Raw genomic sequence first — 12809 nt, forward strand, 5'->3', positions numbered from 1 at the left:
TTCATGACGGAGGCGGGTTTAATTTAACCGAGAAGGCTTAGGTGGCGCATGTGAAGGTCGTAATGTTTTTTTGGCCACGAGCCCATTGCCATCACTTTTTTTGGCGCCATGGGGCGGAACGGCGTTGATCAATTCCTTCAACACCACCTCCAAACTGGAGAGCGCGATTCCTTAGGCTGGGTTCGCCACCGGGTTGTACAACATGCACACACATGGGTGTCGCCCACACATGGGCATGACATCAAAGTGTGTGACGGTCCGATAACCAAAGTTTGTGCTGCAGCGGCGCGTCATGCGCGCACTTAGCTTGTTGTAAACAGCAAAGCTTTTGCATTTATAAATAGATCAATCACTTAGATGGGCGGCCTCGCTGACGATTGGTGTGCTTTGACAAGCAAAGGTGTGTGCCGAGGCGGCGGCGTACCACTTATCGAGCGTTGGGCGGCATCGACCACGCCCATGACAGACCTAGCCATGTGACCACAAAGTGGTTACCGACTAAGCGAGGTATCGAGACGGGTAGTCCGTGGGAAAACGGGCACTGCGAATCCTTCAACGGCAAGTTCCGTGATGAACTGCTCAACGGCGAGATCTTCTACACCCTGCGCGATGCCCCGGCCGTCATTGAGCAGTGGCGCCATCATTACCACCATCCGACCGCACAGCGCGCCGAGCTATCGGCCGCCCGCACCGGAAGCGATCCTGATCCGCAGACCTCAACCCAACCTGCGGCTCGCCGCGTAAACCAACTTGGCATATGGACCAGTCAATGCAGGCGAGTCAGGGAAGTGCCGTTGGTTGGGCGGAGCTTTGTTGCGTTTGGCACTGTATATGGGGAGTTAGCGCAGCTACCATGATGAACGCCCCTAGGTTTTCCCCAGCCCAAGGCTTTTTGCTTTTGCACCCATCACGCATGGGTGCGAGAAACCTTTATGTCCAAAAATCTCCGCCGCTTTGCGCCCGTGTTAGCTGGAAGCCTATTGCTGGTCTCATGGGCCGTTTGCAAGGACGCGCACGCTAACCTTGTAGTCGCGGCGGACTCCGCCGATGCCAACATGGCTACTGATGTCCTTCCTTGCCATCGGTATGACGGCTTGCAGCCGCAAGGCACCACCAATCCGGCGATCAGCACCTGTGAAACCATGGTGCCGGATTTGGGCAAGTTTCGCGAAAAGTCGGCCGAGCATGGCTGGCTGCTTCAAGGTGGCATCGTTCTGGGCGGAACCTTCGACCTGCTGGATCATGGTGCGCATCCTCAGCTTTACATCGGGCAAAATCCTACTTACCGGGCTAACGGGTATGTAACCGCTACCTACGATCTATCCCGGGTGGGTTTTGCCGGCGCTTCGCAACTGGTGTTCAATGCGAACGTGCAACGGTTCACGTACGCCGGGGAAAATCCAACCGGTTTCGCCATCAACAGCCTCTATGTCAGTCAGCGCTTCAACGAGGGGCGCGTGCAGTTGCAATATGGCTTTGAGGAGCTAGGCAACCAGTTCTATGGTTTTGCACTCGGTACCAGTTCGACGACGTCGCCGGCAGGTGTCGGAAGCTCCATCCCCTACGAAGTCGGCTTCATCTTCAACAAGACGGCACCCGAGATCAACCTGCGCCTGGCTTCGACCAACAAGCATTTCTATGAGCGGATCGGCGTGACCCGCAGTGTGGATCCTGAGGGGGCGCAAGCGGATTGGGACCACAATAATTTCCTGGGGCTGAAGTGGCATATTCCCGGTGCCAAGGCGCTCCTCATCAATGAGTTGGGCTACCAGGTCGAAGCCGCTCCCAGCCAACGGATGATATGGCTGCGGCAGGGTGTGATGTATAACGAAAGCCGTTTTTCACGCTTCCACGGAGGCTATGCGAATGGCAACTATGCCTATTACCTGGTCGGCGACTATCAGTTGTTCCAGACCGATGCGACAAAGCCGTATCGAGGATTTTACGTCAATGTAAAAGCCGACTATGCGCCACCCGATCGTAACGTCTATACCGGAGATATCGGCGCTACGTTGTACATACTGGGTCCTTTCGGGCAGCCCGATGACGCACTCGCGCTGGGCTATACCTTCAATCGATTGAGCCGCTCCTCCCAGCGCATGCAACAGGCAAGCGGGATCGCCGCTGTGGACTACAGTCGCAACTATGCGCTGTCCTATGTCTACCGTGTGACGCGCGGCGTTTATCTCTCCAACCAACTGAGCTATACCGTCAACCCCATTCCGGCGCCGAAGCAGCCGGAAGCTTTGACGTGGATGAGTTCGTTGTCGCTGTCTTACTGAATTTGGTATTCGATCAATCCAGATAGGATCTGGTACGCCCCCGATTCCGTAGCCCCTTTCTCTTTTCACTCATTTCCGTGTTCGTCCCCAGAGGCCTAGGGTGCCTACCGCCGTCACGGCTGCAACACTCGCAACCGATCCTTCGGGTGCTCTTTGGCCGGATCGATCCGCAACGAGCGCTGGTAGTTGGTAATCGCCTGTGCCTTGTCGCCCAGCGCCTCATAACCTTCGGCCAGGCTGTCGTAGGTGTTAGCGCTGGCTGGATACAGCAGGACGTTGAGCTTGAACACGGCGACCGCGGTTGCGTGGTCGCCGTTGGCCAGCAACTGATAACCCCAGGTATTGAGACTGCTTTCGGAATGACGCTGTTGAGCCTCGCGCCGCAGGGCTTGATTGGCAGCTTCGAGGTTGTAGGTCATGCTGCGTTCCAGCAGCACTTGGCGCGAAGGGGCGTCCAGCGTAGTGGCGTACATCTTCGCGATCGCATTGACTACCAGCGCCGGGTTCTCCTTGTAGACGTAATGGCCGCTGCCGTAGGCGAGAATGCTTTGACGGTTGGCTGCCGTATCGACGAAGGCCCGATGGCAGGCCTGCCAGCGCTGTTCGTCGCCCTCGTTCCCGAAGGTCTTCTCCGCCACGATGTCGATGGCCGGCACACTGGCGGGGAAGGGCGTCTCGCGCATGAGTTCGACGGTGTGGGGAAACTCCCCGTACTGGACGTAGAGGCCGGGTCGCGTGTCCTTGAACGTCGCGCGTTTGCGTTCGTCCTCTTCACGCGAGGCGGCCATGAATGCCGGAGTGAAATAGCAGGCAACGTTGGCATCGATCAGCACGGCGCCGAGCACGCGCTCGGGATGCCTCGCCGCGTAAAGCGTGGCGAAGAAGCCGCCCAGAGAGTGGGCGACCAGGAACGTCTTGCCGTCGTAACCCAGACTCCGCAACGCCCGTTCCAGGTCGTCCGTGTTGTCGACCATGCGGGGTCGAAGCGGATCCAGCCCACTCTTGCCGAAGCCAGGGCGGTCGTAGGTGATCAGCGTCGCGCCGGTGATCTGGGCGATGGAAGGCAGCAGGTCACGCCAGACCCTTGCGTCGTCGCCACCGCCCGTTTCGAACAGGATTGGCGTGCCCTGGCCTTTGACGATATGGAAATGCAGTGCATAGCCGCCCACGTCCACTTGCATGTCGGCGGCAGGTTCCTCGGCGAGGGCAGCGGTTGGACGGAGCAGGCACGGCAAGGCCAGGATCGACAGGATCAGCAACAGCTGTTTCATGCGCTTAGTCCACTTCGTCAAGGGACTCGATTGCCTGAGATGCGCGGCTCCGGCCCAGGGTTTAACAGCCACAAAACGGAGTTACACAAAACAGGGGCAGGTTGACTTCCGATTCTCTTGGAAGTGAATCTGTCCCCGTTCTGCAATAGGTATCGAAGCTGCTTTGCGATGCTGTGGAGAAACGTTACAGGTCTGCGCTGAACAATTGATCTCTTCTAGCTATTGCCATGGTGCTGTCATACGTTGTCCACACTCTACGGAGCGTTTCGATCGACGGCTGAAGCAAGTGCGTTTTCTACGGCAATGAGCTGCTGAGGCGATGTGATGATTGTTCGATTGCATTTTAACGGGTAGGCAAGCGTCCGCCTCCGCAGCCTCTAGGTAAGCATGAAGATTTTGTTTTATACGCAGGGCATAAGCTTCGACCCAGACCTGCAAAGCCTTTCGCGCGCACTGCCTGAAGCTGAAGTGCGTCACTGGGAGCGGGGTGATACGGGGCCGGCTGATTTCGCGGTCGTGTGGCGACCGCCTCGTGAATTCTTTGTTGGCCGCGATGATTTGCGCGCGGTGTTCAACCTTGGCGCGGGTGTCGATGCGATTCTTGGTCTAGAGCGAGCGCATCCGGGCACATTGCCGAAACACACATTGCTTGTGCGGCTCGAAGATACAGGTATGGCGTCGCAGATGGCCGAATACGTCACCCACACGGTTTTGCGGTACATGCGTCGCTTTGATGAATATGCACATTTGCAAGCACTGCAACAATGGAAAGTTCTTGAGCGACATCCGCGCGAAACGTTTACTGTCGGCGTGCTTGGACTAGGCGTCCTTGGGGCACACGTAGCCGAGACGCTCTCATCGTTTGGATTGCCCGTGCGTGGCTTCAGTCGCAGCGCAAAGAAAATTGAAGGTGTCGATTGCTACGCAGGTGCGAATCAGTTCGACGCGTTTATAGACAAAGTGAAAGTTCTCGTGAATCTCTTGCCAAGTACGCCGGATACGGACGGCGTACTGAATGCGCGCACTTTTTCGAAACTCACGCGTGGCGCGTATCTCATCAACGTCGCGAGAGGCGCGCATTTGGTAGAGGGCGACCTCCTTGAGGCGCTTTCGAGCGGGCAAGTTGCGGCAGCAACGCTTGATGTATTTCATCATGAGCCATTGCCTGCCAGTCACGCGTTTTGGAGCCAGTCGCGGATTACGATAACGCCGCATTGCTCAGCCGAAGCACTACCTGATGAGAGCATGTGGCAGATTGCGCAGAAGATTCGCGAGCTCACACGTGGCGGGTCGATTGGTGGCATCGTCAATGTAGAGCAGGGATACTAAGTTTAGAGAACGCCAGAAGACGGGGCGGGGTGTTAAGTGAGTTGTCCTGGGAACTTGATGCAGTTCTTTCAGCGTCGGCTGGTGGACATCCAGGTAATGGCCACGGCAGCCTGCTGCAGGCAACAGCCGAATGGGGCCAGGTTCACTTATCCACAGTAGGAAGTGAGCCTGACCCCGATACCGGTTGTTATCGTCGGCAATCGGGCTTGGGTCTTGACTCAACACTCCCGGGCATACAATATATCCGTCACGGATATATTGTATGCCTGCCAGCCATCCCCAAAAACCAGCGTCACCATTGTCGCCGGCGGTGTTCCACATACTGCTGGCGTTGGTCGATTGCGAACGACACGGCTATAGCATCATGCAGGCCGTCGAGAGTGATACCGCGGGTGCACTGAAGCTTGGTCCAGGAACCCTATACGGATGCCTCAAGCGCATGCTCTCAGCGGGGCTCGTTGAAGAGTGCGAAGAACGTCCTGATCCGGATCTCGATGACGAGCGGCGACGTTACTATCGCGCGACCGATACGGGACTGCGCGCTGTTCGGGTAGAGGTAGCCAGATTGGCAGCGGTTGTCTCTGTGGCTCAAGCCAAAAAATTGCTTCCCCGAAATCTGCCGGTGATAGCGGGACCATCCAGATGAAGCCCAACCATCTCGCCGTCCGACTGCTGGAATGGGGTTTTGACGCACTTTTGCTGATCTATCCAAAACCCTTTCGGGAACGGTTTGGCCGGGAAATGCGGTTGGCGTTCAGCGCTGAGGCCGCGGATGTTCACCGAAGCGCCGGTGCGATGGCCCTGGTGCCGTTTTTCATTCGAATCATCATAGACAGCCTGGTTTCCTCCGGACGGGAGTATGTCGACATGCCACAACGTTTGCTTGCTATAGCAATGGTGTTGGTCCTGGTCGTCGTGGACTGGCTTACTTTTCACGATGTTTTCGAACCACATACGATGCGCGACTATTTGACGCTTGCAGCCTCGATCCTTGTCTTCGCGCATATTGCAGTCGACTTTCATCGTCGACGAATCGCCGCTCGATGACCTGCGTTGCGAAGAACGGCGTCGTGTCTCTGCGAAAAGACATACGTACCGCGCTGCGCCGGCTAAAGTGGGCGTGAGGTATGCGGCCGTCCGTTCGCTGTGTTCCGCGAATTGATTGATCCGCGCGTTGCGCTCGATGCCCGGTGGGTGGGGCCAGCGCGTCTTGTCCGCTTCCGACCCATTGCGGACCTCATAACGTAGCCCAGGAGCCGTTCTACGCAACGCCTCTTGGAAGGGTGCCCTCTTTCGACCTTATAGGTCGGCCCCCATTTTGGCGTCCAAGCCAGGCCCCTTCTTGGGTAGGCGTTTACGGGCCTGAGGGATCGCTCGTCCCTCCTGTCTCATAGCTGGCTGCGCCAACTGACACCATTGTTCGTACATCCCCCCTGACACCAATGTTTGTACAACGCGTCCATACATTGGTGTCATGCCCACTGGGCATGACACCAATGTATGTGTAGTTTTGGAGACCAAAGTGTGTGCAGTGGAGGCGTCTTGTGTACGTACTTTGCTGACTGTTGGATGGCAAAGGGTGTACAGGGCTAATTGAAACAAGTGCTTAGGCGGTCAAGGTTGCCGGGTGCATTTGCGATCTGACAACCAAAGTATGTGCCGGACAGGCCACTAGAACGCTTCAGGCGTCTTGCCTCCGAGAAGATAAAGTGACGGTGAGGTCGGAGTCATTCGCTGCCTTACCTGGCATGATTTATCGGGCTAAGCGTGCCGATGTCCTGAAGGGCATTCTAGGGCGTTCTGTGATCTACGCCACCCCGTTATTCCAGGACCGATTTGAAGAGAGGGCGCGGGCCAATATCGCTCGCTCACTCTCCGCACTGGAGCGTTAACGGCCCTTGCGTGCGCGGTATTCCCGAGAGTGTGCAGCCAAATAGGGTGACTACAGCCAGGAAATTCCCCGTGACGGCCTCGGCGGGCTGGCGCCCGCCGAGTTTCGACTTCAAAACGACCTGGCAGCCTCTGGCTCTCCCTGGCACTGATCTACGGGAAGTCGACCCTATCAACGGGTCAACTTACGATTAGGAGTCTTGTGCCTCTCCATCCTTCTTATGGGAATTGATGCGAAGCCAAATTGGGATCCAGAAGACCAGCGATATAACCCACTTTCGCGCGACTATCCTAAATAGGGGGCGTCCTACGACACGGCGAAGGATCTCGGGGAGCATGCGCCCGGGTGGGTACTTTCCCCCGCGTGCGCGAATGTAGCGTGGAGATGCCATGGACCACTGAAGGAAGTTTCGTATTTCCTCTTTCTGTATCTCTATCCAGTCGAGGTTCCAGACGCGTCCGAATCTTTGTTTGTAAGTACTGTTGAGGACAAAGTAATGGTCGGGTCGATGCGCCGGGCCGGAGGCATCTGACTCGACTATCTCGTCATCTTTGAAAAGATGAATGAGGTATACCGTTAGCGTCTTATAGGGCGTCTCAAGAGAGTTGTTTCGTCCAAGGTAAGCCCCGCGAGGAGGGATGCTTGGCATCGCAGCGAGCTTCGGTCTTTGTGTTATGTGATGGAGAGTGATGCAGTCTTCGTACGCCAACGTGTCATCGGCCGCCTCCACCCTTAGTTCGATTTTCCTAAGTGATTCGGAGGCATTTGTTGACCGTACTGCTATGAACGATGTTCTAGGACCAGGGGTGGCGATGGATTCGAGGTGGAGCGAGTATTCAACTTGCGCGCCCAGGGGTAGCCATTGCTGAGCGAATTCACTTCTATGGTCGTGACACTCCTGTGAGTGTTGATAGGTTTGCAAGAACAACCAACGCTCGATTCGCTCGCGAAGTCCTGCAAACAGAGGTAGTGAGACTCGCAGGTGACTCAGAAGGAAGGATTCAATCATGCGTGGCGATGTCCGGTTATTTGCTTCTACATAACAGTGTTTGGTGTTGCTGGATGCACATGTGTTTGCTCATTCGGCGGGTCCGCAGCTTCACAACTCCGGATCTGTTTGTGGCTCGGTAGGCATTGGTCGCAGGAGCTGTGCCACCCGGCTGCCGAACGCCGGGAACAGGTTCAGCGGGAAGGCCAGGTGGCCGTGTTGGGTTGCATCGGCCGGCCATGAGTAGAGGAGACCCCGCTCGTCATGAAGTTCCAGACGGTCGTTGTGGTGAAGCCACGTCGTGATCATTTTTGATGCCTCGTCTATGGGAAAATCCCAGGGCGACAGTAATGTCACGACGTCGACGGCTCCCCATTCGGAGCGGACGCCTTCGGCCCGCGGAAGATCACGACCCCGAAACGGTCGCCAGCGTCGTTGATGGTGAGCCCGAACTGCTCCGCTAGGGCTTTGCGTTCGGCGCGAGCCTCTTCTCCCCGACCCTCCGCCATGGCGTTGATATGCTGCAAAGCCTGTTCGAACTCCAGCATTCTGGCTTCCGCAGCGGCAGCCTCCGCCTCGCACTGTTGGCGCAGGTAGTTGAGGTGCCCTTGCACACACTTGAAGATTGTCTCGACCGCATCGTGTCCCAATGGCGTCATGCTGAAAAACGAGGCGTCGCGCATGTAGCTGTAGCGATTGAGCAGCGTGTGTGCGCGGTCGAGTAAGCGCTCGATCCGCTCATGTTCCAGGGCCATTGTGGGCGGCTCCTCGCTCATCGACAGTTTTGTGCTGCGATGGGCAATGAAGTTGTCCCGGAACAGGGCTAAAGCGGCAACATCTGGGTCAGTCCGCGCGCACAGTGCAATGTCCGCGGCGACCCGGGCTGGTTCTGGTGCTACTGCGTCATCGGGCAGCCACTGCGCGAAGGGGTCGTCCGCCTGGCGCTGTGCCGCCGCCCCTTTCCCGAAGTAGTGGCGGTGGTCACTGGTGAGTAGGAGTAACGAACGAAGATGAAGGGCACTAGGCTCTTGGTCGAATACCCGGCACAAGCACGAAAGCGCTGTGCGCTGGTGCGCCTCTAGTGTGTAAAGCCAAAACGCCGAGCCTTCCGTATGTACCTCAGGCCACTGCTCCATCTGGGTCCGCAGTGCCTTCGCCTGGTCCCAAAAGATGTGCGCGTCCACCACATCACGGGCTAGCGCCATGAGTAGCGCGCTGAACTGCTCTTCAGTGACTGATCGGTTTTTGGGAGTCATTGCGATACGCGCTTGTGGAGTGTGAATGTCGACTCCCCGTAAACGCACTCCATGCATAACTAGAGGCGGCCGGGTTGTTCTGATAGATTGCCCCGCTAGTCACTTTAGCGGTCCAGGTTCGCCTACGAGGCTGTTCCTTCCTCCGCGAGCGTTTCTTTTCCGGAGCGAGCTGCAATAAGCGGCATCCAGAACTGCGGGGCGAATGGCGTACGGAAATGCCGGCAGGCCATCATTACCAGTACGAACATGCCATGTCGTACGGCTGAAAATGCATCCAGTCCGACAATGGCATCGGATTCAAGCTTCCTGCCTTCACGGGCAATCAGATCGTTCACATCGAGGGGGAGCTGAATGGGAGCTTCCGTAGTCCCGCTTTCATACTGTGCAGGCTCGCGATACACGATTTGCTCAGTCGCTTCGTCTGCATACCAGAGCTGCAGACAAACGCCATTGAAAGAAGTGGATTGGGCGTTCTGCAGCATGCCATAGAGTTCGTCGTGGCCGAATACGACGCTCCAGTACATGATTGTCGGAACGAGCGTGCTCAGATCCTTCAGTTTGTCGACTTCGCTCTGCGTCAGGTCCCCCATCTCGAGTGCGACCAAATCGTCAAACGAATCCGTCGCAATAGGAAAGCACGCCGATGTCCTAAAGGCGTAGGAAACACGGTTTGCTATGGAGTCCAGCCATTCTTTGGCGTCATCGCTCTTTCCTGTCGCAGCAAGTAGCATAAAGGCAAGTGACAACTCGATCGAGTTGCCATCCAAACGAGGCGAACCCGACGATGGGTTGTTCTTTACAAGGCGTACGAGAACATCCGCGACCGCATTAGCGTTTTGAGCTGCGATACCACTGTTGTCGTCACTGGCATTTCGAATTTGTAAGAGCCCGATCTCCGCCAGAATGCCGATCTGCTCATAAACTTTGTCCGTCACGAGAACGTTTTCGCCCGCAAAGACGGAAAGCCCATCCTTGGCCAGAAAGTATGGCCGTAACTTGTGAAAATACGCTTCGCTAATACGACATTGAATCTGGTAAATATTCCAAAAGGCGGCCATTGCCGGCCTGTACTTGAGCAGATTTCGCGATCGAACGAACTCCCAAGCCCAAAGCGAGCATCTTTCACCGACCTTAAAGGCGTTGAGTAGATTTCCCTCCTCATTCGCCCACCGAAAGATAATCTCCAGTACGAGCGCGGCGGTCTTCATCTGGCGGATGAATCGCTTTCGTTGTGCGACGGTAACGTGTGCGTTGCCGTTATGGTTGTCGATCAGAAGCTTTCGAAGAAGCTTGTACGCGTGCCGAAGATCGTAGTCTCTCGAGCCAATCAGTGCGATGGCGCGACGTAGGTCTGCACGTTCCGAAGGATCGATTGCATACTCATCGAGAAGATGTTCTTCGATCAGATCTGCAAGGCGGTCACCTGACCAGAACTCGAAGGCCAAGCTACTGGTGGTGTGACCATCAACATAGCCCGTAAAGTCCTGCGTAGTCTCTTGCCTCAAATCTCCGGTGGAGCAGACCACCACTTTGACCGGCAAGCCCTTGTGCTCTGCGCGGACAGAAGTGCGAAGGTACGAGTCCTGAATTTGGTTCAACGTTGCCCGAATGGCATTGACACCGTCGTCCCAGTCTCTACGCCCTAGGTCACCGACCTTGAGCACAAAGAGGAATAGTGTCTTGATTCCGTGATCGTCCTTACCGACCGCTGCGACGTCCACGCCGTTCTGCCGTACACCAATCTGGGCGCGACTGATCGGGATGATCTTCATCCGTGATAGAAGGTCAGGAAGAAGGCGATCCAGTTCCCCGGACTCCTTTAGCTGACTGAGGAACTCCTTAATAATCAGCTTCATTGATCTTTGGGTTCCGCACTAAGAATGAACTGCCTTCGCTGCAGATCGCTTCCGACCTTGTCGATCGACTCGCTGCGCGGGAGAGTCACAGAGTGAGATGCTGCAGACATATGCATCCTTTCACCGACTTCGCCGTTCCGCATCGAGAACGAAGAACGACCCGCTTTCAGGTGGATCGTGGTAACAAGCTGGCGAAAGACGGATTTCATATTTGCTTCCTCAAAGGCAGCATTCATCATCCGCCGGTGCTCCTTTGTGAAACGATGCCGGTGCTCGGAAAGCGGCCGAAGCTCTTCGATTGTTGGGAGTGCATCGAGCGCATCGTAGTAATTCTTTAACGCCTCACGAATATCCTGTGCCAACTTCTTGATGGGCGCCTCATCCTCCGTGACAAGTACGGTCTCAAGGTGCTTTATCGTCGCCACGGGATAGTCGTATCCCACAAAGCTCGCCATCGCTTCTCGCACTAACAGATGGGTACGACTCTCTGCTGAGATGGTGTGTGTAAGCGACCAAATGAGAGAAATTTTCTGTTCCTCGCGGAGGACATTCGCCAGCACGCGGCGAGTCAGCTGCAGCAAGCCTGGCGGCGATAGGGCATCCAGAGTTGACGTCGGAAACCTAAGGTCGTCTTTCCTATGCAAGCCTAGATCGTCGAGAAATTTTCTCGCCATCTGCTGTATGCCAGCGTCATCGCTAGTAAGCCATCTGGCAAGTAGTGCGCCTAGCGTTTCATCATCCTTGGCCAAGGCTTCAAATATCTGGGGAAGCTCTTCTGATAGCGAAGGGGAGGCATCAGAGTTGGTGGTTGCCCAGGTTCTCAACCATTCTAGGCAAATGTCTTTTTGATTCGTGAGATACAGGCCACTTAGGATATGGTCGACGCCGTGATAAGAACCTGCTTCCTGATTGGCCTTGGCGGCCAGCAAGCGGAGCTTGTCGAGATACCAAGGCTGTGCTTTCAGATGCTCGACGCGATAGGCCAAGTGATCACCGATCTGGCGGGCAATGTATGGCTTATCAAGTGCTGCGATCTCATCGATCAGTACGTGTCGATCGGTAGCAGTGCTGATTAGATTTAGGCCGGCACCTGTCGCGGCAACAATCTGTCGCTCATCATCTGAATGCAGTCCCGCACGGACTACTTCTAAGGCTTTATCGATCTCCTCGGCTGTGCCACCGTCCCAGTTCAGCAAGCCCAGGGCATCTACGGCCGGCATTGAGACAAGTGGATTATGGTTCGCTACCAACTCATGGATGCGGGCGAGCCATGTAGCTCTATTGACGGAGACACCTTGGATGAGCGCTGTCCGCAGAAGAGGCGCTAGCGCCTCGGACGGGATGGCCAGACAACCCTTTACCACCTCGCCGATGGATGATGGATGCCCGTTCATCCATTCTCCAGCAGCGTGTTGCAGGAATCCTTGTGGGCCAACTAACCCGACCAAAATGAGCAGATTGGGTACGTCGATCTTGTCAAGAAGCGGCAAGCTCTCAGATATCCCCCTGGATACGGAGAACCCACGCGCTCCGTCTTGAGCTGCCTTAACGGCGATCTGAAGAACGTCAATTTGGCCCGAGTTGTGAAGCTGTGCGAGGGCTAGTCCGCTGAGATTGTCTTTGCGCGCCGTGCCAGATTCGAGCCAGCAATGATGTAAGGCTTCGAATAGCGCCGTTGGTGTCTCAACCGCGGGACCGATGACTGCAGTCTGGATATGTCTTATCGCCCTTGTTGTCGCCTCTTCCGGGTTTCGGAAAGTCACCCTCTCATTTGAGAAATTACAGGCTCCGTCAATTTCGTCTGACGTCAGTCCTAGCTCCTCAACAGTGATGGAATCCGGCTTCGCTAAAGAGAGCCAAGCCAACTTGTCCAACTTGGGTTCGGACTCGCTCATGTTTGTTCGATGGCCTGTCATGTTCGGCGGGATAACAAGAG

The 12809-nt window shown here is 55.9% G+C and carries 9 protein-coding genes and 1 pseudogene; 5 read left to right on the plus strand and 5 right to left on the minus strand.

Features of this window, described 5'->3' with window-relative positions; genetic code table 11:
• Positions 1 to 509: 509 nt before the first annotated feature.
• Positions 510 to 744 (plus strand): annotated as a pseudogene (locus tag OUZ45_RS11225) (integrase core domain-containing protein); the annotation flags it as partial.
• A 188-nt stretch (positions 745 to 932) separates the two neighbouring features.
• Complete coding sequence (locus OUZ45_RS11230) at positions 933 to 2282, plus strand: carbohydrate porin (RefSeq protein WP_266170154.1); 1350 nt, start codon at positions 933 to 935, stop codon at positions 2280 to 2282.
• 113 nt (positions 2283 to 2395) lie between these two features.
• On the opposite strand, the gene OUZ45_RS11235 is transcribed toward OUZ45_RS11230, so the two are convergent.
• Positions 2396 to 3553 carry an alpha/beta fold hydrolase gene (locus OUZ45_RS11235; RefSeq protein WP_266170155.1) on the minus strand — a complete coding sequence of 386 codons (1158 nt, stop codon included), beginning with the start codon at positions 3551 to 3553 and terminating at the stop codon, positions 2396 to 2398.
• Between the two features lie 387 nt (positions 3554 to 3940).
• On the opposite strand from OUZ45_RS11235, the gene OUZ45_RS11240 reads away from it, so the two are divergent.
• From OUZ45_RS11240 to OUZ45_RS11250, 3 genes are all read left to right on the plus strand, one after another.
• The gene (locus tag OUZ45_RS11240; protein ID WP_266170156.1) at positions 3941 to 4882 is read left to right on the plus strand and encodes a 2-hydroxyacid dehydrogenase; all 942 of its coding nucleotides are present in this window, start codon (positions 3941 to 3943) and stop codon (positions 4880 to 4882) included.
• A gap of 262 nt (positions 4883 to 5144) precedes the next feature.
• Positions 5145 to 5528, plus strand: coding sequence for a PadR family transcriptional regulator (locus OUZ45_RS11245; protein ID WP_266170157.1), 384 nt, complete (start codon positions 5145 to 5147; stop codon positions 5526 to 5528).
• Positions 5525 to 5929 carry a hypothetical protein gene (locus OUZ45_RS11250; protein ID WP_266170158.1) on the plus strand — a complete coding sequence of 135 codons (405 nt, stop codon included), beginning with the start codon at positions 5525 to 5527 and terminating at the stop codon, positions 5927 to 5929. The genes OUZ45_RS11245 and OUZ45_RS11250 overlap by 4 nt, the downstream gene beginning before the upstream one ends.
• Before the next feature lie 1943 nt (positions 5930 to 7872).
• On the opposite strand, the gene OUZ45_RS11255 is transcribed toward OUZ45_RS11250, so the two are convergent.
• The 4 genes from OUZ45_RS11255 to OUZ45_RS11270 form a co-directional block, all read right to left on the minus strand.
• Positions 7873 to 8118 carry a hypothetical protein gene (locus tag OUZ45_RS11255; protein ID WP_266170159.1) on the minus strand — a complete coding sequence of 82 codons (246 nt, stop codon included), beginning with the start codon at positions 8116 to 8118 and terminating at the stop codon, positions 7873 to 7875.
• Positions 8115 to 9017 (minus strand): AbiU2 domain-containing protein, encoded by a 903-nt coding sequence (locus OUZ45_RS11260; protein WP_266170160.1) that lies wholly within the window; start codon positions 9015 to 9017, stop codon positions 8115 to 8117. Before OUZ45_RS11260 ends, OUZ45_RS11255 begins: the two co-directional genes overlap by 4 nt.
• 122 nt (positions 9018 to 9139) lie before the next feature.
• Positions 9140 to 10873 (minus strand): hypothetical protein, encoded by a 1734-nt coding sequence (locus OUZ45_RS11265; RefSeq protein ID WP_266170161.1) that lies wholly within the window; start codon positions 10871 to 10873, stop codon positions 9140 to 9142.
• Entirely contained in the window at positions 10870 to 12768 is a 1899-nt protein-coding gene (locus tag OUZ45_RS11270; protein WP_266170162.1) for a hypothetical protein, read from the minus strand. Before OUZ45_RS11270 ends, OUZ45_RS11265 begins: the two co-directional genes overlap by 4 nt.
• Positions 12769 to 12809 lie beyond the last annotated feature (41 nt).

It is taken from the genome of Dyella subtropica (genome assembly GCF_026283965.1).
GTDB lineage: Bacteria > Pseudomonadota > Gammaproteobacteria > Xanthomonadales > Rhodanobacteraceae > Dyella_D > Dyella_D subtropica.